We start from the raw sequence: 22,173 nt of genomic DNA, 5'->3' as shown, positions 1-22,173 counted from the left end.
GTTATCTAAAATCAGGGCAGAATTTACCTTTCAATAAACGAATAAAGTCCATCGTATCGGGATCGTTGATTGAGTAGTAAATGGTCTGTGCTTCTTTTCTAAACTTCACTAACCCTTGTTGTCTCAGCACAGACAAATGCTGCGAGAAGGCCGAGGCACTGAGTGGAAAATGACGATTCAAATCACCGACACTTTGTTCTCCTGCGGCCAGATGACAAAGAATTTGCAAACGATGCTCGTTAGCCAGTGAGCGTAAAAAAGTGGCGGCATCATGTGCCTCTTCTTGTTGCAATTCAGCGATGTCTTGTGCTTCCATAATTAGGGACTCTTAGTAGCTAGTACAAAGCTTATGACGACGCTAACTCACGTTCAGTTTTTAATTTGAAAACCTTACGCAAGATGATGGTCGCCGGGCAAAAACCGGTAAAAGACTGTTGAAATAAATTAGCACCGATAAAGACTGTAAACCATACAAAATTTGGGTGAACCCAGACAGTCAAAGCGACCGAGAGCAGGATCATGAAGCCCGCAAAAGCCGTTAGCGCACGTTCAACACTCATATCAGAACTCCTATTATAACTAAAATGACCAAAATAATGGTGATTAATTTTATTTTAGAATTAACTGAAATATAGTCGCTGAATACAGTTTGCGCAAGGTATTTTATGTATAAAAATTGGAAAATTATTGAGAGCGGAGATAAGCTATCCAACCATGAATTTTTGATCGGATGTTATGCAGAATAATGTAACGCTCGAGATCACCGAGCTAAAACAAATCGCTCAAGCAGCAGCCACAAGAGCCCATGCCCCATATAGCCGCTTTCCAGTAGGAGCCGTCTTATTATTTAAAGACGGCTCAGTTGTCACCGGTTGTAACGTCGAGAATGCATCCTACGGGTTAACAAACTGTGCTGAACGCACCGCAATATTTTCAGCACAGGCGCAAGGATATGACTTAAAAGATGTTGTTTCTGTTTGTATCTACACCCCAAGTGAAGTGGTCTATTCACCCTGTGGCGCGTGTCGACAGGTGCTCGCTGAATTTATCGCTCCGCAAACCCCCGTTATTTCGACCGCTAAAGTAGGTGAAAAGGTCTGGTCATTAGAGCAATTATTGCCCGACGCTTTTCAGACATTTGAACCGACTCTAAAGTAGAGGTTGAGAGATGAGCCCAGAAATAACAGCATCACGCTGCCTGCCATTAATTGATTTAACCTCGTTGAATGTGACCGATACGCCAGCAGCGATTGAACGGCTCGTGCAACAGGCCGATACTCCGTTTGGACAACCGGCTGCATTGTGCGTGTATCCTGAGCATATTTTTCAAGCCAAACAACTCTTGCGACAACGCGGTTTGTCGACGGTGCAGATCGCAACTGTGACTAATTTCCCCGATGGCTCAAGTAACCTGCAACGGGCCCTAGACGAGACCCAGCGCGCGGTCGCTGCCGGTGCTGACGAGATTGATCTGGTATTGCCATACCGTGAAATATTAACAGGGAATTATGCTGCTGCGGAGGCGCTTGTTAGGCAGGTACGCGAGGTTTGTCCAAGCCCATTAAAACTAAAAGTCATCATTGAAAGCGGTATTCTTGAGACGCCTGAGTTGATCGCAGGCGCAAGTGATTTGGTGATCGATTGTGGCGCAGATTTTATTAAAACATCTACTGGGAAAGTCGAGGTTAATGCAACGCTCGATGCCGCTCGGGTGATGCTTGAGCGCATCAAGTTAAGTGGTCAACGTGTTGGCTTCAAGGCCGCTGGCGGAATTCGCACTGTAACAGACGCCGCAGCATACCTAGAGCTTGCAACCGAGATCATGGGCGAGCAATGGCTACAGCCCGAGTCGTTTCGCTTTGGCGCAAGTGGTTTATTAGCCGATATTCAACGTATTCTTGAGGGGCAACACGACCCGTCGAGTAAAGATGAGAGTAGTTATTGATGTATTTACCGCAAGAAATTATCCGCGCGAAACGCGATGGTGAAACTTTAACCACGGAACAAATTCAGTATTTTGTCCGAGGTCTCCATGATGGCTCGATTGCCGAGAGCCAAATTTCAGCGTTTGCGATGGCGGTATATTTTCAGGATATGACCCTATCCGAGCGTGTTGCGCTAACCGAAGCTATGCGAGATTCCGGACAAGTGCTTGCTTGGCAGCAGATGAAGTTAAATGGCCCCGTATTAGACAAGCATTCGACAGGGGGCGTAGGTGACCTTGTAAGCCTTATGTTGGGTCCAATTGTTGCTTGCTGCGGCGGCTATGTCCCCATGATTTCTGGGCGTGGGCTTGGTCATACCGGTGGCACACGTGACAAATTCGATGCGATACCGGGTTACAACACCACTCCGAGCTTAGCAAAATTTCAGCAAATCGTGGCCGATTTAGGTGTTGCGATAATCGGCCAAACTGGTGAATTGGCTCCTGCTGACGCACGGTTTTACGCAACTCGAGATATCAGCGCAACGGTCGAATCGATTCCGTTGATTACGGCTTCAATTTTATCTAAGAAGCTTGCAGCAGGGTTAGACGGTTTAGTGCTCGATGTGAAAGTTGGGAATGGTGCGGTGATGCGAGATACGGCGCAGGCAAAGGCACTCGCTCAAAGTTTAGTCACAGTCGCCAACGATGCTGGAGTCCCGACTTCGGCCTTATTAACGGATATGAATCAACCATTAGCACGTTCTGCGGGTAACTCTATCGAGGTGTATGAGGCGATCGAGTTTCTTAAAGGTAATATTAAAGCACCACGCCTCGCAGAGGTGACCATTGAGCTTGCCATCGAGATGTTACGCGTTGGGAAGATAGAGCTAAACGCTGAACGTGCGCGCGATAAAGTACAAGCCGTGCTAGCCTCTGGTGCAGCTGCCGAGCGTTTTGAGCAAATGGTTGCTGCACTTGGCGGACCTGCGGATATCTTAGAATCATACCCCAAGCAGATGCCCTTAGCTCCTATCGCCAAACCGCTATTAGCTGCAAGTACTGGTATTGTCAGTGCGATTGATACGCGCGCAGTTGGCATGGCGGTTGTAGCATTAGGCGGAGGAAGACAACACAGTGATGATCAACTTGATTATGGTGTTGGTTTAGATGAAATTGTGCAACTCGGTGATGCAGTGACGGTCGGACAACCCTTACTCATGATTTACGCTCGTACCGAAGCAGCCTGGGAGCAGGCCGCAACACGACTCCAAGCTGCGTTTACTGTGACAGATAAAGCGCCACAGCAGACCCCTTTGTGTGTTGAGCGCATCAAGGAGCAAGTATGAGTCGTGCCGTCATTGTCGTGCTAGATTCGTTTGGTATTGGGGCCGCTCCGGATGCGGCTCAGTTTGGTGATGTGGGAGCGAATACCTTTGGCCATATTGCCGCATCGCGACCATTGCAGATCCCCAATCTACTTGCTCTTGGGCTAGGGCATGCTGCGTATGGAGCAACGGGTGCAACACCAGCACATCTTATGCTACCGCCTGAGAGTGAACTTCAGGGCGCTTATGGTTGGGCTGCCGAAGTTTCTTCCGGTAAAGATACCCCGTCAGGTCATTGGGAGATGGCGGGTGTCCCCGTTATGTTTGACTGGGGCTATTTTCACCAGCGCGATCACAGTTTTCCAAGTACATTATTAGCTGATTTGATTGACCAAGCGAAATTACCGGGAGTATTAGGGAATTGCCATGCTTCAGGCACTGATATTATCAAAGCGCTTGGCGATGAACATATCAAAACAGGGAAGCCGATTGTTTATACTTCTGCCGATTCAGTTTTCCAAATAGCTGCACATGAACAGCATTTTGGCTTAGAACGTTTGTATCAAGTGTGCGAAATTGCGCGCACCTTACTCGATCCGTATAACATTGGTCGAGTGATCGCGCGACCTTTTATCGGCGAGTCTGCGAGTGACTTTAAGCGCACAGGCAACCGTCGAGACTACGCGGTTCCACCTCATCAAAAGACCCTACTTGATATCGCCAAAGAGAATGGTCGAGAAGTGATTAGTATCGGCAAAATCGCTGATATTTTCGCCCACCAAGGCATCACCAAAGCGGTTAAGGCGACTGGACTAGATGCGCTTGTTGCGAGCACGGTCGAGCAGCTTAAGCAGGCGCCAGATGGCAGCCTTATTTTTACTAACCTCGTCGATTTTGATAGTGAGTTTGGTCATCGTCGTGATGTTGCAGGCTATGCTCAGGCACTTGAGCAGTTTGATCAATTATTACCGCAACTTATGGCCACGTTAGCTGCTGATGACCTTCTCGTCTTAACTGCTGACCATGGCTGTGACCCGACCTGGCCGGGTACGGACCACACCCGCGAGTATGTCCCATTTTTAGCAACTGGGCCCATGGTTCCTGTTGGTTCTATCGGAGCTCGTTCGAGTTTTGCTGATATCGGTCAAACCATCGCGAAATGGTTGGCCTTACCGCCACTCTTGCATGGCCAAGTTGCGTTGACTCAACAGAAGGAAGATTAACCATGGCGACTCCACATATTGACGCGGCGCATGGCGCATTTGCAGAGATTTGCTTGATGCCGGGCGACCCATTAAGGGCAAAATTCATCGCTGATAGCTATCTAGAGCAGGTGGAATGTGTTACCTCGGTTCGCAATATGTTTGGCTTTACCGGCTATTATCAAGGTCGTCGCGTATCGGTCATGGGATCAGGGATGGGGATCCCATCGAGTGCTATCTATTATCATGAACTGATGGCGTATTATGGCGTTGAAACCATCATTCGCGTGGGGACCTGTGGCGCCACCCTTGGTGCGGTTAATCTAAACGATATCATTTTTGCGCAAGGCGCATGTACTGATTCAACGTTTAATCGAAACCGGTTTGGCGGGCTCGATTATGCCGCCATCGCAAACTTTGAATTACTCCAGATTGCTACCGCAAGAGCTGCTGAGTACACCTCTCAGTTTCATGTTGGCAACATCTTTACGACGGATCGCTTTTACGATGCTGATCCAAACTTGAATACATTGTTTGAGCGCTATCGGTTACTAGGTGTTGATATGGAATCTGCAGGACTCTACAGCATCGCTGCGGAGCACGGTAAACGGGCATTATCGATTCTGACCGTATCAGATCATCTTATCCGTGGTGAACATGCATCGGCCGAGCAGCGCCAAGTGGGCTATCAAACTATGCTCAAAATTGCCTTAGATACGTGTCTTGAACTTTAGTGATTGGATGCGTCTTGCTCGCCGTTAAACAGTTGCTCAAGGTGCAGTAGCAACTGAATAAGGCCAGCACCTAAAACAAAGGCAACAATCGCCCAGCCGATATCCGCACTGAGGTGCACCTCTGCGTAGCGCATGGGGGTAACGAGATTATTGTCGATTTGCCACGGCCAAATACGAAAGAGTGCCCCCAGCACAATCCCCGAAAGCAGCGCTAGCATGGCATCATGAGCGCGTTTTAAGGCCCATTGCAGCAGCCGAGAGAACACCAGTAAGCCCGCAATTGCACCCGTGGCAAAGATACCCAGCGGGAGCAGGTTTAACTCGCTCACTGCTGTGGTGATGGGCGCATACATCCCCATTATTAAAAGTAAAAAACTACCAGAGATGCCAGGTAGCATCATGGCACAGATACTGATAAAACCAGCGCCTAAAAACATCCAATAGCTAGGGTTAGTATGCATCGGGGTTAAGGTTGTGATTAGCATTGCAGCGACCGCCCCTGCAACGAATAATCCGGCGCGATAAGCCGACCACTTAAACTTACTAATGAGTAAGGGGAATGAAGCGAGGATCAAACCATTAAAAAAGCTCCAAAGCGGAACAGGGTGGTGCTCGAGCATAAATGTAATCAGATTCGCCAAGCTAAAGATAGCGATCAAAATACCGCCGAATAAGCTCAGTAAAAACGCCCCATCAATATGTTGCCAAAGCGCTTTAAAGCGAAATCCGCTCAGGTGCTTCAGTGCCTGCAGGTTGAATGACGTGAGCGCTTGTAGGAAGCGTTCGTAGATACCAAGAATAAAAGCAATTGTTCCACCTGAAATACCCGGAACAATATCCGCCATTCCCATCGCGGCACCTTTTACCATCCATTGCGCGTATTTTTTCATAGTGTTTTATGCTCCCCCGCTCAGGGGTTGATTGTAACTAAATTGAAGATAGGCGAAAATAGACGATTAACATAAACCTCGACAAAAAGATGAGCCAATGGCTGAGCAGACATTTCAAAACGAAATTAACAAGCGTCGCACTTTCGCAATCATCTCGCACCCGGATGCGGGTAAAACTACGATCACTGAAAAGGTCTTGTTACACGGTCAAAAACTCCAAAAGGCCGGCACCGTAAAAGGCAAAAAATCGGGGCAGCACGCCAAATCTGATTGGATGGAAATGGAAAAAGAGCGGGGCATCTCGGTCACCACCTCGGTTATGCAGTTTCCCTATCGTGAAGCCTTGGTAAACCTTCTTGATACCCCCGGGCACGAGGACTTTTCAGAAGATACTTACCGCACTCTCACCGCAGTGGATTCTTGTTTGATGGTCATCGACGGCGCCAAAGGTGTTGAGGATAGGACCATCAAGTTGATGGAAGTTACACGCCTGCGTGATACCCCCATTATCACCTTCATGAACAAACTCGATCGGGACATTCGCGACCCACTTGAATTGCTCGATGAGGTTGAGAGCGTTCTGAATATTATGTGCGCGCCGATTACATGGCCTATTGGTTCAGGTAAGAACTTTAAGGGTGTCTATAACCTACTCACCGATACCATTATTTTTTATAAGACCGGACAGGGACATCGAATCCAAGAGGTCGATACCATCAAAGGGCTTGATAATCCTGCACTCGATCAACGAATTGGTGCTTACGCGAGCGATTTACGCGAGCAAATCGAGCTGGTAAAAGGTGCGTCGAATGAGTTTGATCTCGAGCTATTTCTCGCGGGTGAATTGACGCCAGTATACTTTGGGACTGCACTTGGAAACTTTGGGGTTGATCATATGTTGGATGGTCTAGTTGATTGGGCCCCAGCACCTCAGCCTCGGGCAACCGATGGTGGCGATATGATTGGTGCAGAACAGCCGCAATTTTCAGGCTTTATTTTTAAAATCCAAGCCAATATGGATCCGCGTCACCGCGACCGAGTTGCCTTCATGCGAATTGTTTCCGGTAAATACGAAAAAGGTATGAAGATGCGCCAAGTGCGGATTGCCAAGGATGTCCGTATCGCCGACGCCTTAACTTTTTTGGCCGGTGACCGAGCGCATGTCGAGGAAGCCTATCCCGGCGATATCATTGGGTTGCATAATCACGGCACGATTCAAATTGGAGATACCTTCACCGGTGGCGAAGATTTTAAATTTAGTGGCATTCCAAACTTTGCTCCTGAACTATTCCGCCGCATCCGCTTAAAAGATCCGTTAAAACAGAAGCAATTACTGAAAGGTTTAGTACAGCTTTCAGAAGAAGGCGCAGTGCAGGTATTTCGACCGTTAAGCAACAATGATTTGATTGTCGGTGCGGTAGGGGTGTTGCAGTTTGATGTGGTCGTGCATCGACTTAAATCGGAATACAATGTCGATGCCGTGTACGAAAATATTAATGTGGCAACTGCTCGCTGGGTGGCGGCAAAAGATCCGCGTAAGCTTGATGAGTTTAGACGGAAAGCGGAGAGCAACTTAGCCTTGGATGGCGGTGATAACTTGACTTACATTGCACCGACTATGGTGAATCTCAATTTAGCTCAAGAGCGCTACCCTGATATCGAGTTTATGCAAACGCGCGAGCACTAAAGGATGTTCGAGTTTTTCGATACGCACTGTCACATTGATTTCGCTCAATTTGATCGCGATCGAAAAGCGGTTTTACAGCGCGCGTATGATGCAGGTGTTCGGCATATCATAGTGCCGGGCACCAGCCATTCTGAGCAGGTGAAATTACCGCTCGAAAGCCCGATTCAATTTCACTTCGCAGTGGGGCTGCATCCTTATTTTATCGAACAGCATCAAGTTGATGATTGCCGTTGGCTGGAGCAACAACTTGGCTCTGATCCGACTTTGTTAGTTGGTGAAATTGGGCTCGATCAGACCCGTCCGAAGTATGCTTGGCAGCTCGAGTTGTTTGAGCAACAGATTGCTCTCGCGGCCACGTATCAGCGTCCAGTGATTCTGCACCACCGTAAGACTCAGGCCGATCTATTAAGAGTAATCGATCGCTATCGCTCTGCATTGCCGGCAGTTGCCGGTTGCCTGCATGCTTTCTCTGGAAGTTATGAACAGGGGCTGGAATGGGTTCGGCGCGGTTTCAAACTCGGGGTAGGCGGCACCATCACCTATCCGCGCGCGAAGAAAACTCGGGCGGCATGTGCGCGGCTGCCTCTGGAGGCGCTGGTATTAGAAACGGATGCTCCTGATATGCCCATCTTTGGTCATCAAGGTGAACGCAATGAACCTGCGAGCGTCGCAGATGTTTTTGCGGCCTTGGTCGAGTTAAGAACTGAATCCCCCGCGCACATGGCGGCGCAACTGTGGCGAAATAGTCAGACTTTGTTGCGATAGCGCAAACGGTTAAACGTGGTGGTGGCAAATATTCCTGCAAGGACGGCGAAAAATAAGAGAAATTGACCATAGTAGGTCAAAAATTGATAGGTTTTTTGCGGTGCCTTAAGTAAATTCTGGCGCACGACTCGAGCCTCAACATAGCCGAGAGTTTGTTCTTCAGCCATTATCGGTTCAACCAAAATAAGTTGAGTTTGTTCAGCCGGCTCTGACGCAGTGGGTTCGGTTGAGGTTAACGGCATGCCATAGCGGTCATAGATGTGAACGCTGGCAATCATCGGATCTCCAGCGAGTTGGCGCGCAATCGCCTCGAGGAGTTCGCCATCATTGCGGCTAATTGCGATTTGGCTCGCAAAAGCACTCTGTTTAATGCCAAGTTGCACCAGCTCTTCGCTGTGTTGTTGGAAATCTCGCAGGCTTATTTCTTGCATCCAGCTCCAGACATTTTCAATGAGAATAAGGAGGAGAATAGCTAATATAATTCTCCGTCCACGCCGATAGACAAGCTGGAGCATACTGATAAGATGTGAAGATGCTTTATTCATATGTAGATAGTACGCTGTCTGCTTACCTGCTGTAAATATAGAGTCGATGTTGTGAGTGCAAAGCATAGAAAAGTAAACTTTAATCAGCCCGGACTGGCGGTATTCGATATGGATTCCACTTTGATTGGGATCGAGTGTATCGATGAAATTGCAGAGTTGGTCGGGCGCAAAGCTGAGGTGAGTGCCATTACCGAGGCAGCGATGCGCGGTGAGCTGGATTTTGCTGCAAGCTTAAAGCAACGAGTTGCAGCTCTTGCTGGTATCGAGGAGCGCCAGTTCAATCAGTTATTTGATCCGATTCCGTTTACGCCCGGTGCAGCGCAGTTATGCGCTTGGCTAAGGGCTCGAAATTGGCGCTTGGTTATCGCCTCCGGTGGGTTTACTTGGTTTGCGCAGCAAGTTGCTGATGTACTCAAGATTGATCACATCGTTGCGAATCAATTGGAGTGGCAAGGTGGTCGCTTGACCGGCAACGTCATTGAGCCCATCGTTGACGCCTCAGCCAAGGCACAGACACTGACAAAATTTTGCCGCGAATATGGCATTTCCCCGAATAATACGATTGCAGTGGGGGACGGAGCCAATGATCTTGAAATGATGGCAGCTGCGCATTTGAGTGTCGCGTTTTGTGCCAAGCCCAAAGTTCAAGAAGCTGCCACGATTTGTCTTAACGAACCCGATTTAAGCCTTTTAATTGAACAGTTTGAACGGATGGAGTGCCATGGCTAAAACAAAAACTGCCTATGTGTGTAATGAGTGTGGCGCTGATTATGTCCGTTGGTTAGGACAATGTACCGAGTGCAAAGCTTGGAATTCGATTACTGAGGTCCGTCTTGGTAGTCAGAAAAGTCATCAAACCGATAGTCGCCGCGGGTTTAGCGGTATGACCCAAGCCCAGGTACAAACTCTGGCAGAAGTCGATTTGGCCGACCTACCTAGATTCAGTAGTGGTTATCAAGAGTTTGACCGTGTTTTAGGGGGCGGGATTGTGCCCGGATCAGCAATATTGATTGGCGGTGAACCCGGCGCAGGTAAAAGTACCTTATTGCTGCAAACCATGTGTCAGTTGGCAACTCGAATGAAAGTCTTGTATGTAACCGGCGAGGAGTCACTGCAGCAAGTTGCGCTGCGTGCGCAGCGGCTGAACTTACCAACGGATAAGTTGCGCATGTTATCTGAAACATCCGTTGAGACGATTTGCGATCTTGCCGACGCGGAAGCTCCAGCTTTGATGGTGATTGATTCAATTCAGGTGATGCATCTTGCCGATATCCAATCGGCACCTGGCAGTGTGTCACAGGTGCGCGAGGCGGCGGCTTATCTGACGCGCTATGCAAAACAAAAAGGCGTCGCTGTATTTATGGTCGGTCATGTCACTAAGGATGGCTCGATTGCAGGACCCAAAGTTCTCGAGCACTGTATTGATTGCTCGATTTTACTCGAAGGTTCCGCAGACTCACGTTTTCGGACTTTACGTGGACACAAAAACCGCTTCGGACCGGCCAATGAGCTGGGGGTTTTTGCGATGACGGGGCAGGGCTTAAAAGAAGTCACGAATCCTTCTGCTATTTTTCTGCAGCGCGGTGAGGAGCATGGAGCCGGCTCCGTTGTCATTGTGATCTGGGAGGGTACGCGGCCATTATTGGTTGAATTGCAGGCATTAGTTGATGCGACGCAGTTAGCCAACCCGCGCCGGGTGGCGGTGGGAATGGAGAGTCAACGATTGGCGATGCTGCTCGCGGTTTTGCATCGGCATGGTGGTTTGCATATGTCCGACCAAGATGTCTTTGTAAATATTGTGGGGGGTGTGCGAGTGCTTGAAACAGGGGCAGACCTCGCATTACTGCTGGCAATTGTCTCAAGTTTTAAAGAACAACCGTTAGCACGTGATTTAATTGTGTTCGGTGAGGTCGGCTTGGCCGGTGAAATTCGACCCGTGCAAAATGGTTTGACGCGTTTGCGTGAAGCGGTAAAACATGGCTTCACCCGCGCAATAATCCCCTATGGAAATCGGCCCAAAGAGACCATCGAGGGACTTGAAGTGGTTCCTGTTAAGAACTTACAACAGGCACTTGATGCACTATGAGGGCTTGGACCTTAGGGCTTTTGCTTGGGCTTAGTGTGCTCGGTGCGGATGCCTATGCCGAACAACGTCTGGTTTCACTCAATCGTTGCCACGATGTCTGGTTGGCGCAATGGTTACCCGAGCGCTTCACCCTGTTAACGAGTGATGTGCACGGAGGCAGACTCGAGCGGATTATTAGCCTAAAACCAGACTATGTGCTGCATAATCAATTTGCTCGAAAGAGTTTAATTGAAGGGCTCAAGCGCCATCATATTGCGACAGTTATGCTGCCACAACCGAACAGTTGGCAACAGTGGCAAAGCGATTTAATCGAGTTGGGCAAGGCGCTTGCGGTTGAGACTGAATTGCGACAGTGGCAGGTGCAGCAACAGCAGAGCCTACTGCAAACGTCAAAGCAGCTGCCGCAGCAACTGATGATATTGATGCCGAATCAATATACTTGGGCGAGTGATAGTTGGGTTGCAAGTCTTTTGCGACAGTTTGAACGGGAACTTTTGACCCCGATCGGTAGCGGTCAAATTGGCCAGTTAAGTCTGGAAACAATACTAAATATGGATCCGAACCTGCTCATCCTAGAGGGCTTTAGCCAAGATTATGCGCGTGCGAATGATTGGCGTTGGCACTCGTTAGTCCGGACTTGGATTGAGCAGCGTAAGGTTCACCTCGTGACAGGTCCAATCGCCTCATGCCCTGCAACGCAGGCGGTAAAATATGTTCGCGCCATGGGGGCTGCATCATGAAGTGGCTCCGAGCAATAGCACTCGTGCTACTGAGTGTTTTCGTCATTATTGGCTACTTAGGTTTAGGCGGAGCGTCTTGGTGGATTTATCCCACCAGCTCGTTGGAGCAGGATATCTTGCTTGAAATTCGAGCGCCGCGGTTGGTCCTTGCGCTGCTAAACGGAATGATTTTAGGTGGTGCTGGCGCAGTATTTCAAATCATCCTGCGCAACCCATTAGCTGAACCTGGTATCACTGGCGTCTCAACTGGAACCGCTCTGACGATTGTTGTTGCGCTGTATTTCGGCTGGCAAGGTCCGGTCGCCTGGGCACTGCCATTTGTGGGAATGCTTGGGGGGCTTGCGAGTTTAGCTCTGCTGTGGCTGTTAGCCGGTCGTGGTGCAAATCCGTTGCGCTTGATTTTAGCTGGAGTTGCGCTGGCTGCGCTCGCCGGGGCAGGCATTAGTTTGGTACTAAATTTAGCGCCTAATCCTTTTGCTTTTCAGGAGTGGAGTTTATGGCTGATGGGCTCACTTGCCAACCGCGGCTGGGAGCATGTTGAGCTGCTGGCACCGATAACTCTACTGGGGCTTGTTCTTATTACCACGCAGCGCTCGTTTATTAACGCCCATATTTTTGATTTTAGTACCTTTCAACAGTTTGGTTTCAATGTTTCGGTGCGCAGTTTGCTATTGTTGCTCGGACTCACCCTTTGGATTTCAGGCTCAGTGGTAAGTGCGGGGGCGATAAGTTTCATCGGTTTACTTGCGCCTCATTTAGTGCGTTTACTTGGCATTTATCATCCGCAGAAACTTATCGCACTGAGCATGGTTATGGGGGCAGTCATTTTGGTCGCAGTTGATGCTATGGTGTTACTCATTCCGACTCGGGTTGAGTTACAACTTGGTGTGATTGCAGCCGCACTCGGTGCTCCGATGCTACTGCATTTGCTTGCGCGGCAGAGGCTGATCAATGATGCTTGAACTTAATCGTGTCACAGTTGAGGCTCGCCTCAAAGCAGTGAGTCTCAAGCTTCCAAGCACAGGTTTGATCGGCGTTATTGGCGCAAATGGTGCAGGCAAATCTACGTTATTGAAAGCTATCGCTGGACAGCTCCATGACTTCACTGGTGAGATCTTTTGGCAAGACAAATCACTTACTCAATTTACCCCGCGACAACGTCGACAGTTACTGAGTTGGCTCCCACAGAGTCCGACGATTGTTGGACGCTTAACGGTACTTGAAATCTTGAAAATTGGTGCGGTGAATCTCGATTTATCGAGCCAGCAAAGACAACAGCGGATCGCGACAGTGGTGAGAGATTTCGAGTTAACGTTACTCACTCAGCGATGTTATCAAGAGCTTTCAGGCGGTGAGCAACGCCGTGTTCAGCTTGCCGTTTGTTTTTTAAATGAAGCTCCGCTGATGTTGCTCGATGAACCCACCAGCGGTCTTGATATTGGGCATGCGTTGAAATTACTTCAGGATTTGCGTAGCAAAGCAAGCCAAGACCATCTCATTTTAGTGGCTATCCATGACTTAGCCCTTGCAGCTCAGTTTTGTGACCAAATTGTACTGCTTGATGAGGGGCATCTGATTAGCTTTGGGACCCCGAATGAAGCCATGCAAAACCAACATATTTCGAGTTGCTTTGGGATTGAACTCGAGTGGTTTTGCACCGATAACGGGGTCGCCATACTGCCGTTTACAAAGCCAAAAATTTAGTATTCGGTTCGCCACTGATCGATTAGACGAGGTCCTCGTTGCCAGGTCGATTCAGCTGTCTCAGTTAGCATTTGTTCAGGCGCGATCGCAACCGGGCATGCACCGTTAGTGATATGCTGTGCTGCAGTAGCCAAGAGTGGGTCATTTGGGTCGCCCCAATCACCAACTAGGGTATCGCTGGCTGAGCAGTTCACTGGCAAGCCATCAAAATAGCCCCCTTCACCATTCGCATTGACGGTTTCGAAGTTCACCACAAAAGTACGTTTGTCGCAGATCAGTTCAGGAATCTGGCCAACAGGTTTCCCGCAGGTTGGGCTGCCAATGACGACCACATCAACAAAAGGTTTGAGTGCGTTGATAATAAGTTCTGATGATGAACAGCTAGCGCCAGTGGTCAGGACGTAGACGCGATTTAAGTCTAACTGACGCACCCCTTCATAAAGTTGGAAGAACTCAGTGAAATTATTATTTTGGTTGTTTTGGTTAAACACATAATTGGTAAATACACGCCCAAGCACATTATCACCTGCCGCCTGAGAAGCGGCTTGGTTGGCGAATCGCGTCAAGCCACCCCCGTTGTAGCGCACATCAATAATAAGCTCGTCCACGCCATTAAAGGTGTCATATGCAGAATTCAGATCTTGCCCAGTTCGGTTGATGAAACTATTTAAAACGAAGTAACCCACTTGCTTGGAATCAATGCTAAGGACATCATGGGCAAGCACAGTATTGGTTTCAACATCTTCCTTGGTTAAGACATCCGTGAACTGTTGTCCGCTCGGTTTGCGCCAAGTGAGTTGGCGTGCCACCCCAACATCGCCGGGGCCCAGTGCATCGCTATATAAACCAGATTGCACCAGAGTGGTTACGGCAACCCCATCGATTGCGACCAATTCATCGGCCCGTTGAATTCCGGCTAAATCTGCTGGTGAGTCAGCGAACACGTAGTTGACAAAGACTTGGTTTGATGACGTGACGCGAGCCGAGAAGCCAAACCCAGCATAGGACGCATTCACATATCGGTCTTGATATTCTTGCTCCGTCAGAATGAAACTAAAGCGATCCTGACTACTACGGATACCTTCAAGGAGCTGATACATATCGGCGTAATTATCGAGGTTAACTGTGCTCGGAAGGTCTTGTACCCAGAAGTAATCGTCTCGCATGTAACTCAAGAATCGGGTTTTTTGGTCACTAATCGAACATTGCTGAATTGGCGGAGTGCCACCACTTGAGCTACCGCTACTGCCACCACCACCACATCCAGTCAATGCAGTCGCGAGAGCGATGGTAAGAAGAGCGCGAGTTGAGATATTCATAGCTGTATCCTGTTACTAGCAACCTTATCTTCTTTATAAACGATTTGAACGGAAATTTGGATGGGTGCGGCGATTTAATTTGGCTAGTGACCTGATGCAATAAATTTGGCACACTGCGGCAAGTTGTAATGAATGAGAGTACCTATGACAGCTGTAATGATTGATTTTCAGGGCTATGAATTGAGTTCTGAAGATAAAGAAATTTTGTCTCACCCAGCAGTTGGTGGGGTAATTTATTTTTCGCGTAATTATGCCGAACCAGCTCAGTTGCAGGAACTCGTGCGACAAACCCGAGCCGCAGCGAGAAATCCATTAATTCTAGCGGTTGATCATGAAGGTGGGCGAGTCCAGCGCTTCCGTGATGGTTTCTCAGCGATTCCTCCCATGTACTCTATTCAACAGCAAGGTGATACGGCACAACAACTGATGCTGGCTCAAGAACTGGGCTGGCTCATGGCTGCTGAAGTTCTCGCTTGTGATATTGACTTGAGCTTTGCTCCCGTGCTTGATGTCCGTGGGATTAGCGAGGTTATCGGTGATCGCGCATTTGCTGACCAAGCGCAGGAGATTATTCCGCTGGCGCGAAGTTTTATTAAAGGGATGCATCAAGCAGGGATGAAGGCGACCGGAAAACATTTCCCAGGTCACGGCTCTGTGTTGGCCGATTCTCACTTTGCCATTCCAGTTGATGAACGTCCGTATGCCGAAATCGCAGCCGTCGATTTACCAGTATTTAAAGAGTTGAGTGCCTGCTTAGATGCGGTGATGCCGGCGCATGTCATCTATCCGGACGTATGTTCGCAACCTGCTGGGTTTTCAAAAAAATGGTTACAAGACATCCTTCGCAACGATCTAAATTTTAAAGGGATTATCTTTAGTGATGACTTAGCGATGGCTGGAGCTGCAGTTGCAGGGACGATGGCTGAACGCGCTCATGCAGCCCTCAATGCGGGTTGTGATATGGTGCTTGCCTGTAATGACCGCGACGGTGCGGTGCAAGTGCTCGAAGCGCTTGAACCGCAATTACCTCCAACCAGTTGTCAACGCAATCGTTGTTATGAGTTATTGGCAAAACCAGCCGCGATGAATCGCGACACTTTGCGCAACCATCCACGTTGGCATAAGGCACAGTTACTGCTTGATGCGTTAAAGTAAATCGAGCCTATAAATAACTAAGTGGGTCTTGAGTGTTATTTGCGGCAAAGGCCTCGAGTCGTTCGACGCATGCACCACAATGCCCACAAGCCTGCTCAAGGCCTTTATAGCAGGTCCAGGTTTGGCTATAGTCGAGCCCCATAGCAAGTCCAGCAGCTAAAATTTGTGCTTTATCATCGTGCAAAAAGGGCACTTCGATTGAGATCGGTTCATAATTGGCGATCGCACTCACGGCTTGCATTTTTTGCACGAATTCGGGACGACAGTCAGGATAAATGGCATGGTCACCCGAGTGCGCTCCGTAGTACACTGCGCTTGCTTCAAGTGATACCGCATAACCAATCGCAAGACTCAACAGAATCATATTACGATTCGGGACCACAGTTGATTTCATCGACTCTTCTTCGTAGTGCCCCTCGGGGATCTCGATATCGTCAGTCAGGGAGCTACCTGCGAGTAATTCATTGATTGCGCTGATATCGACGACCTTATGTGGGATCCCATGTTCACGACACACGCTACGGGCATAATCAAGCTCCTTAACATGCCGTTGGCCGTAGTTGAATGAGATAGCATGCACATCATGTCCATCTTGAATTGCGCGATGCAACACAGTGAACGAATCCATACCACCTGAGTAAATCACCACAACTTTTGCCATCAGTAGGTCCTTTTGCGCGCTAAATCAGTTACAATTCAGCCTCTATTGTAGCCAATAATCGAGTCAATAGACTACTGCTTGGGGTGAGTTATTAGCATTCAATATCCACTGAACGAAGTTTTCGAGACCATCCAAGGTGAAGGGGTTTATACAGGTGTGCCTGCGATTTTTGTGCGTTTACAAGGCTGTCCAGTAGGCTGTCCTTGGTGCGACACGCAACATACTTGGGACTTAGACCCAGAGCAACAAGTGGCGCCGAGCGGAATTATCGGAAAGCTTACTGCGAGTGCTACGTGGGCTGAATTCTCAGCCTCGCAACTACTTGCTCTGTTTAAAGCACAAAATTATCACGCGAAGCATGTGGTGATCACCGGTGGTGAACCCGCGATGTTCGACTTGCGTCCGCTTGCGGCTGAGCTAGAGAGCGCAGGCTACCGTTTACAAATTGAAACCAGTGGTACGTTCGAACTGCGAGTGAGCCCGCAAACGTGGGTAACGGTCTCGCCCAAGTTGGATATGCCGGGTGGGTATTTAGTACGCCCTGACTGTATGAAACGTGCGAACGAAATTAAATACCCAGTGGCGATGCAAAAGCACATAGACGCGTTCGACCATCTCTTAAAAACCTGTCCACCGCGAGCAGATGCAATTATTGCTTTGCAGCCCATTAGTCAGCGCCCACGCGCCACCGAACTGGCTATTAAAACGTGTATTGAGAGGAATTGGCGTCTAAGCGTCCAGCTCCATAAGTATCTTAATATCGAGTAAGCGTCTCACCTCAGTGCGGTTTCTTCCAAACGAGCCGCGCTATAGTCATTGCATCGCTCATTAGCAGGGGATGCAAAGTGTCGAATCACAACCGTTCGTTTCAACTCGGTCAAGGAATGACCGAATATATCATCATCGTCGCCTTAATTGCGGTGGCTGCCATCGGGGTCTATTCACTGCTGGGGAAAAGTGTTCGTAATCAAGTCGCGGGCATTGCTCAAGAAGTTACCGGACAAAGTGCCAGTAGCCAACTGAATACAGCTCGAGCTGCGGCCCGCCGTGCCAGCACAGTCGCACGCCAAGACGTTAATTTAGGTAATTATGATGAGAGTACCGAGAGTGACGGCAACTAAGCGTCAGCGAGGCTTCTTGGCAGTGTTGTCGTTACCTCTGCTGAGCTTAATGTTACTCGTGACCATAGCGCTCGCTGGGCTGGTGTTTCAATTGCAACGCTCTTGGTATCTTCAGAACACCGCCGACAATCTGGCCTACAGTGGAGCTATTTTAATGGCGCGGGAATTGAATTTGCATGCTTTATTCAATCGCGCGATTCTGACCAATCAGCTTTTGCTTGGACAGCTAACCGGACTCTCAAGTTACTTGAGTATGTTTGCCTTAGCCGCCACGAATGCTGCTCTAGCCGCCAGTTGGGTACCGTACTTAAATGCGGCTATGCGCTTTGCAGCACAGGTTCTTGAGCGCTCCGAGCCGGTTGCGCAAGGACTTATTAAAATTGGCATTACAACGCAAACTACCATCTTAAACTTGCTCCAAACAACTCAGGCACTGCTCCCTGTACTGACCATGCAACAGCTGCCGAAAACCCTCGCCGAACTGGCCGAACAGCACCAACTTGATGAAAGTGCTTGGGAGATTTTTCATGCGCCGGGGCTGGTCAAATTTCCATGGCTTTGGTGGCGAGTGACGCAACGCCGAACGCCCCGCAATGACGATGGCATGCTTTACGCGTTGCAAGAGGATAGTCGTGACCAGTTTCTGCGCGCCCGAACCTATAACTGGTTTGATGCCGGTCTTATCAAAGTAAAAAAAGCTGGCGGCACTGAGCTGGTTGAGAATAGTATCGGGCAATGGCACTGGCAGAGCCTTGATACTCTCGCCATACATCTGCGCGTGCTTTGGTGGCAAATAGAGCTGCCATGGGCTCAGGGCGCACGTACTGCAGGGCAGCGTGTGCATTCGGTGTCTGCTGACAAGTTTGGACGCTCAGCGCGATTAAATCCACGCACGACGCAGTGGGCTAGAGCGCAGCAACGTCGACTCGGAAGTGCTTCGCGGCCAAGTTACTTCGCTCTGAGTGAACCACAAAACACAACTCATATGGCGATCATCGTGCGGGTGGGAACGGCTGTCGCTAAAGCATCTCCCGATTTTGTCCGGGCAGAAGATCTCTGGCCCCGGGCTGATCAAAGAATAGAGCGCAGTAACCTGTTCAACCCACTGTGGCTGGCGCAACTGCAACCACTGAATCTGAGTGATCGCAGTGTGTTGTCACGATTCAAGTTTGAGTGGCCGCAGCTATGAAACAAAGCGGCCAAGCCATACTTGAGCTGATGCTCTTTTTGACTGTCATCGCTTGGTTGATGGGCACTGGATTGACGCTGATAAGCGCTAACTTGAATCAGCGCCAGGAGCTGTTAGATCAGCAGCGGTTAAGCTTGTGGCAAGTCAAGGCTATTGCCAGTGGTAGCGAAAATTACTCTTACGCTCGAACGGTTAAACCCTTGCTCGGAATTTTCAATCAATTACCTGATTTGCAGTTGCCGCTTGCGAATCAGCATAGCGTCGTATCTGAGCAGAACCTATGGCCGCTGACAAAGCTAGAAAATAGCTGGTCTGCGACAACTGTCAGTGCACTTGTGACTGAGCCAAGGAAACTTACAGTGGTCCCGGTTTTGGAAAAACTAGGAATTGATTCATTGTTTCGAGTCCTCGGGCGACTGCCAATGAGTCGAGAACTGGCGCAAGGTGAATTTGAGTTCGGACCGATTAATCCCGATGCCACACCGTATGAAGTGATGTGCCAAAAACAGGAGCAAGATTGTGAACGCTGACGCCCCGCCACTGCAGTGGTCACCCGAGCCAGTAGTAACGAGCACGCAACAATCAACTTGGCGGCTGAACACAACGCCTGCCGCACTACTCGAGCGCCTTAGTGAGCATTTTGCTTGTCGACCTGAATTCATATCGCAGCAATTAATTTTTTGCGAAGTTCAGGCCGGTTGGTGGGTTTATCAAAGATTAGAGCGGCAGCATTGGCTGAATTTTTATCCCCGCCAAAGTGCCCAAGCGCGAAATGCATCAGATACTTTGCTGGGGCAACAGGTGATGAGTATGGAGCAGCCCGGACAGCAATTAAAGATTTATCAGCGCAAGACCTCAGCACGCCAGTTCTTACGTTTTTTAATGCTCCGCTTCAAGCAACGAATACGTTCAATTGAATACTTTACCGACAGCGACATTCATCTTGCGCTTGGTCACCCTACGGCGAATCTATTTATTCGTCAGCAAGGTGCCATCAGTTATCTCGTTTGGAGTCAGGTCAATGAGTAAATCGCAGCTACAAGGCCAAGCTATGTTAGAGGTACTCATCATCGCTGCAGCACTGAGTTTGATCTTATTCATTCCAGTCAATGCCGCACAGGAGAGCCTAATTATAGTGATACCTAGGGTATTACACGAATGGCAGCAGGCCATGCTCTGGTATTGGTCAAATCGAACGTTACAGCCTTGGAGTGTTGGCTGATGCAGAAGCAATTTGTCAAACCACTCCTATTTATCGTTGCCTTCATTATAACTTCTGCGACTGGATATTTGTTACTGCAGAAATTAACGCAACAACGACAAACTGATTTTATCAATGCCCAGCAGCAACAAATGATACCCGTATTAGTTGCGGCAACGCCAATCGAGGTGGGAACCGCACTGGAATTAGAGTTGTTACAACAGCGTAATTACCCACCCAATTATATTGCTGATACCTGGTTGTTACCCAGTGATGCGCATGTGGTCGTTGGACTGACTGCGCAAGAGTACATCGATGCAGGGCAACCGTTGCAGTTGAGCCTGTTGGCTGCGCCGCAACAACAGGATTTGTTGCCACTTCAAGCAAATCAGGTCGCGGTGACGGCAACCATTACGATGGAACAACTTATTGGTGGGCTGTTAAGGGTTGGTGACCATGTTGTGCTGCGCGCGCAGCGGCTCGGGCAGAGTGCGCTAACACTGGACGATATAGAAATTATTGCGCTTGATGCAAATACTGGCGCGACTGCGTCGGGCTCAGAGCATGAAATTTTTGCAAGTACGGTTACTTTTGCGATGACAGCGAGCCAAGCCAGCGAGTTTGAATTGATGCGAGATTACGGGTTTAGGTTGTGGCTGAAAAGTCACTCCGCTGAGCCTTTACCTGAGCACTTTGCGCAGCAAACTCAAATTCACCGACTAGGAGCAACCCAACCATGAACGTAGTCTCAGCCGTTGTCGGATTATGGCTATTGACGATAACGCCCAATGATCACAGTGCAGAAATTCTGGCCGGCATGGCTCATACCGAGAAAGTTGAGCAGATTGATGATGTGATCGTGACCACGCCGGCCATCATTGATGCTGAAATAATAGCAGGCCATCTGGTAGTGAGCGGGCTGCAAGAGGGCCTGGGGGAATTGGTGATTATCGCAGGAGGGAACAAAACCAGTCGGTTCTATCGGGTGGTTACTGAGCTTAACCAGCGTCTTATCACCGAGTTAGAAGATATCAGCCGAAGCTATCCTGCGGTAACTTGGCAAGCACATCAGGGCTTAGTTGTCCTTCGAGGTGAACTCGTTGAGCAGGAAATTGCGCAACTTCAAGAACGGTTGGGGGATTATCCCGAGGTCTTGTTGCAACTGCAGCGCAAACCGGAGGCGATACCACAACAGCTTGAATTGTCGGTTCAAATCGCTGAGGTGAAATCTAGCTTTACCGAGCAGCTAGGGTTGCGTTGGCCAAATCAAGTCGATGGTTTATTGATAAGTACGGAGGCAAGTCAGGCGATTCAATTTGTGACCGATATTCAGACCCAGCTCGATATCTTAGAACAAGAAGGCCATGCTCGATTACTAGCAAAACCTACACTGCTAACCCAAGATGGCGGTAAAGCTGAGTTTTTAGTCGGTGGTGAAATCCCATTACCGCAGGTTTCGGCGCAAGGGATGCAAGACGTAAGCTATCGTGATTATGGTATCGCCCTTGAAATTTCACCGAGCTTGCTTGCCGATAATATTATCCAAGCACAGGTCTATGCTGAAATAAGCTCCATTGACCCTGCAACTTCAGTTGCCGGTATTCCCGGAATATTAACTCGTAAAGTTCGCTCAATTGTACATGCTGAAAGTAATGAATCGCTCGTTCTTTCTGGCTTATTGAGTCAAGAGCAAGCGCAGCATGCAGAACGTTTCCCTTGGCTACACCAACTGCCGATCCTCGGTAAACTATTTGCTTCAGAGCAGTTTCGTCAGGCTCAAACCGAACTTATTGTAGTGGTCACTCCGCGTATTCGCAGCCAACAACTCGAGCAACCCTTGAATCAAATTGAGCTATTTCGACAGCGCAACCAGTGTGTCGGAATGCTTCCTTTAGCAGAGTCTATTAACCCAAATTAAAGGA

The 22,173-nt window shown here is 49.0% G+C and carries 27 protein-coding genes; 21 read left to right on the top strand and 6 right to left on the bottom strand.

The window, feature by feature from the left end; all coding sequences use genetic code 11:
* Position 1: 1 nt before the first annotated feature.
* Together CWI83_RS10505 and CWI83_RS10500 are read right to left on the bottom strand one after the other, a co-directional pair.
* Positions 2–316, bottom strand: coding sequence for an ArsR/SmtB family transcription factor (locus tag CWI83_RS10505; protein WP_126828780.1), 315 nt, complete (start codon positions 314–316; stop codon positions 2–4).
* 31 nt (positions 317–347) lie between these two features.
* Positions 348–560 carry a YgaP family membrane protein gene (locus CWI83_RS10500; protein WP_126828778.1) on the bottom strand — a complete coding sequence of 71 codons (213 nt, stop codon included), beginning with the start codon at positions 558–560 and terminating at the stop codon, positions 348–350.
* 175 nt (positions 561–735) lie between these two features.
* Here CWI83_RS10500 and CWI83_RS10495 point away from each other — a divergent pair, with 175 nt between their 5' ends.
* Genes CWI83_RS10495 through deoD form a run of 5 tightly spaced genes read left to right on the top strand, consistent with a single transcriptional unit; the run spans position 736 to position 5,188 of the window.
* Positions 736–1,158, top strand: a complete 423-nt coding sequence (locus CWI83_RS10495) for a cytidine deaminase (RefSeq protein WP_126828776.1) — start codon at positions 736–738, stop codon at positions 1,156–1,158.
* Between the two features lie 10 nt (positions 1,159–1,168).
* Positions 1,169–1,945, top strand: a complete 777-nt coding sequence (gene deoC, locus CWI83_RS10490; protein WP_126828775.1) for a deoxyribose-phosphate aldolase — start codon at positions 1,169–1,171, stop codon at positions 1,943–1,945.
* Positions 1,945–3,273: a thymidine phosphorylase gene (deoA, locus tag CWI83_RS10485; protein ID WP_126828773.1), complete on the top strand. Its 1,329-nt coding sequence runs from the start codon at positions 1,945–1,947 to the stop codon at positions 3,271–3,273. Before deoC ends, deoA begins: the two co-directional genes overlap by 1 nt.
* On the top strand, positions 3,270–4,475 hold the full coding sequence (locus CWI83_RS10480; protein ID WP_126828771.1) for a phosphopentomutase: 1,206 nt from the start codon (positions 3,270–3,272) through the stop codon (positions 4,473–4,475). The genes deoA and CWI83_RS10480 overlap by 4 nt, the downstream gene beginning before the upstream one ends.
* A gap of 2 nt (positions 4,476–4,477) precedes the next feature.
* Positions 4,478–5,188, top strand: a complete 711-nt coding sequence (deoD, locus tag CWI83_RS10475; protein WP_126828769.1) for a purine-nucleoside phosphorylase — start codon at positions 4,478–4,480, stop codon at positions 5,186–5,188.
* Here deoD and CWI83_RS10470 read toward each other — a convergent pair.
* The gene (locus tag CWI83_RS10470) at positions 5,185–6,078 is read right to left on the bottom strand and encodes a DUF368 domain-containing protein (protein WP_126828768.1); all 894 of its coding nucleotides are present in this window, start codon (positions 6,076–6,078) and stop codon (positions 5,185–5,187) included. The genes deoD and CWI83_RS10470 overlap by 4 nt on opposite strands.
* A gap of 97 nt (positions 6,079–6,175) precedes the next feature.
* Between CWI83_RS10470 and prfC the strand changes: the two genes are divergently transcribed.
* A complete protein-coding gene (prfC, locus tag CWI83_RS10465) occupies positions 6,176–7,765 on the top strand; it encodes a peptide chain release factor 3 (RefSeq protein WP_126828766.1) in 1,590 nt (529 codons plus the stop codon).
* 3 nt (positions 7,766–7,768) lie between these two features.
* Complete coding sequence (locus CWI83_RS10460; protein ID WP_126828764.1) at positions 7,769–8,530, top strand: TatD family hydrolase; 762 nt, start codon at positions 7,769–7,771, stop codon at positions 8,528–8,530.
* On the opposite strand, the gene CWI83_RS10455 is transcribed toward CWI83_RS10460, so the two are convergent.
* Positions 8,512–8,961, bottom strand: coding sequence for a hypothetical protein (locus CWI83_RS10455; RefSeq protein ID WP_126828762.1), 450 nt, complete (start codon positions 8,959–8,961; stop codon positions 8,512–8,514). The two genes, CWI83_RS10460 and CWI83_RS10455, sit on opposite strands and share 19 nt — an antisense overlap.
* Before the next feature lie 165 nt (positions 8,962–9,126).
* Between CWI83_RS10455 and serB the strand changes: the two genes are divergently transcribed.
* From serB to CWI83_RS10430, 5 genes are read left to right on the top strand one after another with little or no spacing between them, the layout of a single operon-like run.
* Entirely contained in the window at positions 9,127–9,804 is a 678-nt protein-coding gene (gene serB / locus CWI83_RS10450; protein WP_126828760.1) for a phosphoserine phosphatase SerB, read from the top strand.
* Positions 9,797–11,161, top strand: a complete 1,365-nt coding sequence (radA, locus tag CWI83_RS10445; RefSeq protein WP_126828759.1) for a DNA repair protein RadA — start codon at positions 9,797–9,799, stop codon at positions 11,159–11,161. The genes serB and radA overlap by 8 nt, the downstream gene beginning before the upstream one ends.
* Entirely contained in the window at positions 11,158–11,901 is a 744-nt protein-coding gene (locus CWI83_RS10440; protein WP_126828757.1) for an ABC transporter substrate-binding protein, read from the top strand. Before radA ends, CWI83_RS10440 begins: the two co-directional genes overlap by 4 nt.
* The gene (locus CWI83_RS10435) at positions 11,898–12,863 is read left to right on the top strand and encodes a FecCD family ABC transporter permease (protein WP_157980391.1); all 966 of its coding nucleotides are present in this window, start codon (positions 11,898–11,900) and stop codon (positions 12,861–12,863) included. The genes CWI83_RS10440 and CWI83_RS10435 overlap by 4 nt, the downstream gene beginning before the upstream one ends.
* Positions 12,853–13,605, top strand: a complete 753-nt coding sequence (locus CWI83_RS10430; RefSeq protein ID WP_126828753.1) for an ABC transporter ATP-binding protein — start codon at positions 12,853–12,855, stop codon at positions 13,603–13,605. The genes CWI83_RS10435 and CWI83_RS10430 overlap by 11 nt, the downstream gene beginning before the upstream one ends.
* Here CWI83_RS10430 and CWI83_RS10425 read toward each other — a convergent pair.
* On the bottom strand, positions 13,602–14,924 hold the full coding sequence (locus CWI83_RS10425; RefSeq protein WP_126828751.1) for a S41 family peptidase: 1,323 nt from the start codon (positions 14,922–14,924) through the stop codon (positions 13,602–13,604). The two genes, CWI83_RS10430 and CWI83_RS10425, sit on opposite strands and share 4 nt — an antisense overlap.
* A 144-nt stretch (positions 14,925–15,068) precedes the next feature.
* Here CWI83_RS10425 and nagZ point away from each other — a divergent pair, with 144 nt between their 5' ends.
* Positions 15,069–16,079 carry a beta-N-acetylhexosaminidase gene (gene nagZ / locus CWI83_RS10420; protein WP_198677299.1) on the top strand — a complete coding sequence of 337 codons (1,011 nt, stop codon included), beginning with the start codon at positions 15,069–15,071 and terminating at the stop codon, positions 16,077–16,079.
* Between the two features lie 7 nt (positions 16,080–16,086).
* Here nagZ and queC read toward each other — a convergent pair whose 3' ends face one another.
* Positions 16,087–16,740, bottom strand: a complete 654-nt coding sequence (gene queC / locus CWI83_RS10415) for a 7-cyano-7-deazaguanine synthase QueC (RefSeq protein WP_420849398.1) — start codon at positions 16,738–16,740, stop codon at positions 16,087–16,089.
* A gap of 96 nt (positions 16,741–16,836) precedes the next feature.
* On the opposite strand from queC, the gene queE reads away from it, so the two are divergent.
* The 8 genes from queE (at position 16,837) to CWI83_RS10375 (ending at position 22,169) form a co-directional block, all read left to right on the top strand.
* On the top strand, positions 16,837–17,508 hold the full coding sequence (gene queE, locus CWI83_RS10410) for a 7-carboxy-7-deazaguanine synthase QueE (RefSeq protein ID WP_126828747.1): 672 nt from the start codon (positions 16,837–16,839) through the stop codon (positions 17,506–17,508).
* A 116-nt stretch (positions 17,509–17,624) separates the two neighbouring features.
* Positions 17,625–17,861, top strand: a complete 237-nt coding sequence (locus CWI83_RS10405; RefSeq protein WP_126828786.1) for a Flp family type IVb pilin — start codon at positions 17,625–17,627, stop codon at positions 17,859–17,861.
* On the top strand, positions 17,848–19,050 hold the full coding sequence (locus tag CWI83_RS10400; RefSeq protein ID WP_126828745.1) for a hypothetical protein: 1,203 nt from the start codon (positions 17,848–17,850) through the stop codon (positions 19,048–19,050). The genes CWI83_RS10405 and CWI83_RS10400 overlap by 14 nt, the downstream gene beginning before the upstream one ends.
* Positions 19,047–19,580 carry a hypothetical protein gene (locus tag CWI83_RS10395; protein ID WP_126828743.1) on the top strand — a complete coding sequence of 178 codons (534 nt, stop codon included), beginning with the start codon at positions 19,047–19,049 and terminating at the stop codon, positions 19,578–19,580. Before CWI83_RS10400 ends, CWI83_RS10395 begins: the two co-directional genes overlap by 4 nt.
* A complete protein-coding gene (locus tag CWI83_RS10390) occupies positions 19,570–20,079 on the top strand; it encodes a hypothetical protein (protein WP_126828742.1) in 510 nt (169 codons plus the stop codon). The genes CWI83_RS10395 and CWI83_RS10390 overlap by 11 nt, the downstream gene beginning before the upstream one ends.
* Positions 20,072–20,272, top strand: coding sequence for a hypothetical protein (locus CWI83_RS10385; RefSeq protein ID WP_126828740.1), 201 nt, complete (start codon positions 20,072–20,074; stop codon positions 20,270–20,272). Before CWI83_RS10390 ends, CWI83_RS10385 begins: the two co-directional genes overlap by 8 nt.
* Positions 20,272–20,991, top strand: a complete 720-nt coding sequence (gene cpaB, locus CWI83_RS10380; protein WP_126828739.1) for a Flp pilus assembly protein CpaB — start codon at positions 20,272–20,274, stop codon at positions 20,989–20,991. The genes CWI83_RS10385 and cpaB overlap by 1 nt, the downstream gene beginning before the upstream one ends.
* On the top strand, positions 20,988–22,169 hold the full coding sequence (locus CWI83_RS10375) for a type II and III secretion system protein family protein (protein WP_126828737.1): 1,182 nt from the start codon (positions 20,988–20,990) through the stop codon (positions 22,167–22,169). The genes cpaB and CWI83_RS10375 overlap by 4 nt, the downstream gene beginning before the upstream one ends.
* Positions 22,170–22,173: the final 4 nt, after the last annotated feature.

The sequence above is a fragment of the Pseudidiomarina taiwanensis genome (genome assembly GCF_003987435.1).
GTDB classification, from domain to species: domain Bacteria; phylum Pseudomonadota; class Gammaproteobacteria; order Enterobacterales; family Alteromonadaceae; genus Pseudidiomarina; species Pseudidiomarina taiwanensis.
The sequence above is the reverse complement of the archived record's forward strand: the minus strand, read 5'-3'. Positions and strand labels throughout refer to the sequence as shown.

Coding starts and splice junctions, on each gene's coding strand:
- prfC (WP_126828766.1), top strand. CDS start 6,176: ATGGCTGAGCAGACATTTCAAAACGAAATTAACAAGCGTCGCACTTTC.
- deoA (WP_126828773.1), top strand. CDS start 1,945: ATGTATTTACCGCAAGAAATTATCCGCGCGAAACGCGATGGTGAAACT.
- queC (WP_420849398.1), bottom strand. CDS start 16,740: ATGGCAAAAGTTGTGGTGATTTACTCAGGTGGTATGGATTCGTTCACT.
- CWI83_RS10470 (WP_126828768.1), bottom strand. CDS start 6,078: ATGAAAAAATACGCGCAATGGATGGTAAAAGGTGCCGCGATGGGAATG.
- CWI83_RS10500 (WP_126828778.1), bottom strand. CDS start 560: ATGAGTGTTGAACGTGCGCTAACGGCTTTTGCGGGCTTCATGATCCTG.
- CWI83_RS10460 (WP_126828764.1), top strand. CDS start 7,769: ATGTTCGAGTTTTTCGATACGCACTGTCACATTGATTTCGCTCAATTT.
- CWI83_RS10495 (WP_126828776.1), top strand. CDS start 736: ATGCAGAATAATGTAACGCTCGAGATCACCGAGCTAAAACAAATCGCT.
- CWI83_RS10435 (WP_157980391.1), top strand. CDS start 11,898: ATGAAGTGGCTCCGAGCAATAGCACTCGTGCTACTGAGTGTTTTCGTC.
- CWI83_RS10405 (WP_126828786.1), top strand. CDS start 17,625: ATGACCGAATATATCATCATCGTCGCCTTAATTGCGGTGGCTGCCATC.
- CWI83_RS10375 (WP_126828737.1), top strand. CDS start 20,988: ATGAACGTAGTCTCAGCCGTTGTCGGATTATGGCTATTGACGATAACG.
- CWI83_RS10505 (WP_126828780.1), bottom strand. CDS start 316: ATGGAAGCACAAGACATCGCTGAATTGCAACAAGAAGAGGCACATGAT.
- CWI83_RS10385 (WP_126828740.1), top strand. CDS start 20,072: ATGAGTAAATCGCAGCTACAAGGCCAAGCTATGTTAGAGGTACTCATC.
- cpaB (WP_126828739.1), top strand. CDS start 20,272: ATGCAGAAGCAATTTGTCAAACCACTCCTATTTATCGTTGCCTTCATT.
- radA (WP_126828759.1), top strand. CDS start 9,797: ATGGCTAAAACAAAAACTGCCTATGTGTGTAATGAGTGTGGCGCTGAT.
- CWI83_RS10395 (WP_126828743.1), top strand. CDS start 19,047: ATGAAACAAAGCGGCCAAGCCATACTTGAGCTGATGCTCTTTTTGACT.
- CWI83_RS10430 (WP_126828753.1), top strand. CDS start 12,853: ATGATGCTTGAACTTAATCGTGTCACAGTTGAGGCTCGCCTCAAAGCA.
- CWI83_RS10425 (WP_126828751.1), bottom strand. CDS start 14,924: ATGAATATCTCAACTCGCGCTCTTCTTACCATCGCTCTCGCGACTGCA.
- deoC (WP_126828775.1), top strand. CDS start 1,169: ATGAGCCCAGAAATAACAGCATCACGCTGCCTGCCATTAATTGATTTA.
- CWI83_RS10440 (WP_126828757.1), top strand. CDS start 11,158: ATGAGGGCTTGGACCTTAGGGCTTTTGCTTGGGCTTAGTGTGCTCGGT.
- deoD (WP_126828769.1), top strand. CDS start 4,478: ATGGCGACTCCACATATTGACGCGGCGCATGGCGCATTTGCAGAGATT.
- nagZ (WP_198677299.1), top strand. CDS start 15,069: ATGACAGCTGTAATGATTGATTTTCAGGGCTATGAATTGAGTTCTGAA.
- CWI83_RS10455 (WP_126828762.1), bottom strand. CDS start 8,961: ATGCAAGAAATAAGCCTGCGAGATTTCCAACAACACAGCGAAGAGCTG.
- CWI83_RS10480 (WP_126828771.1), top strand. CDS start 3,270: ATGAGTCGTGCCGTCATTGTCGTGCTAGATTCGTTTGGTATTGGGGCC.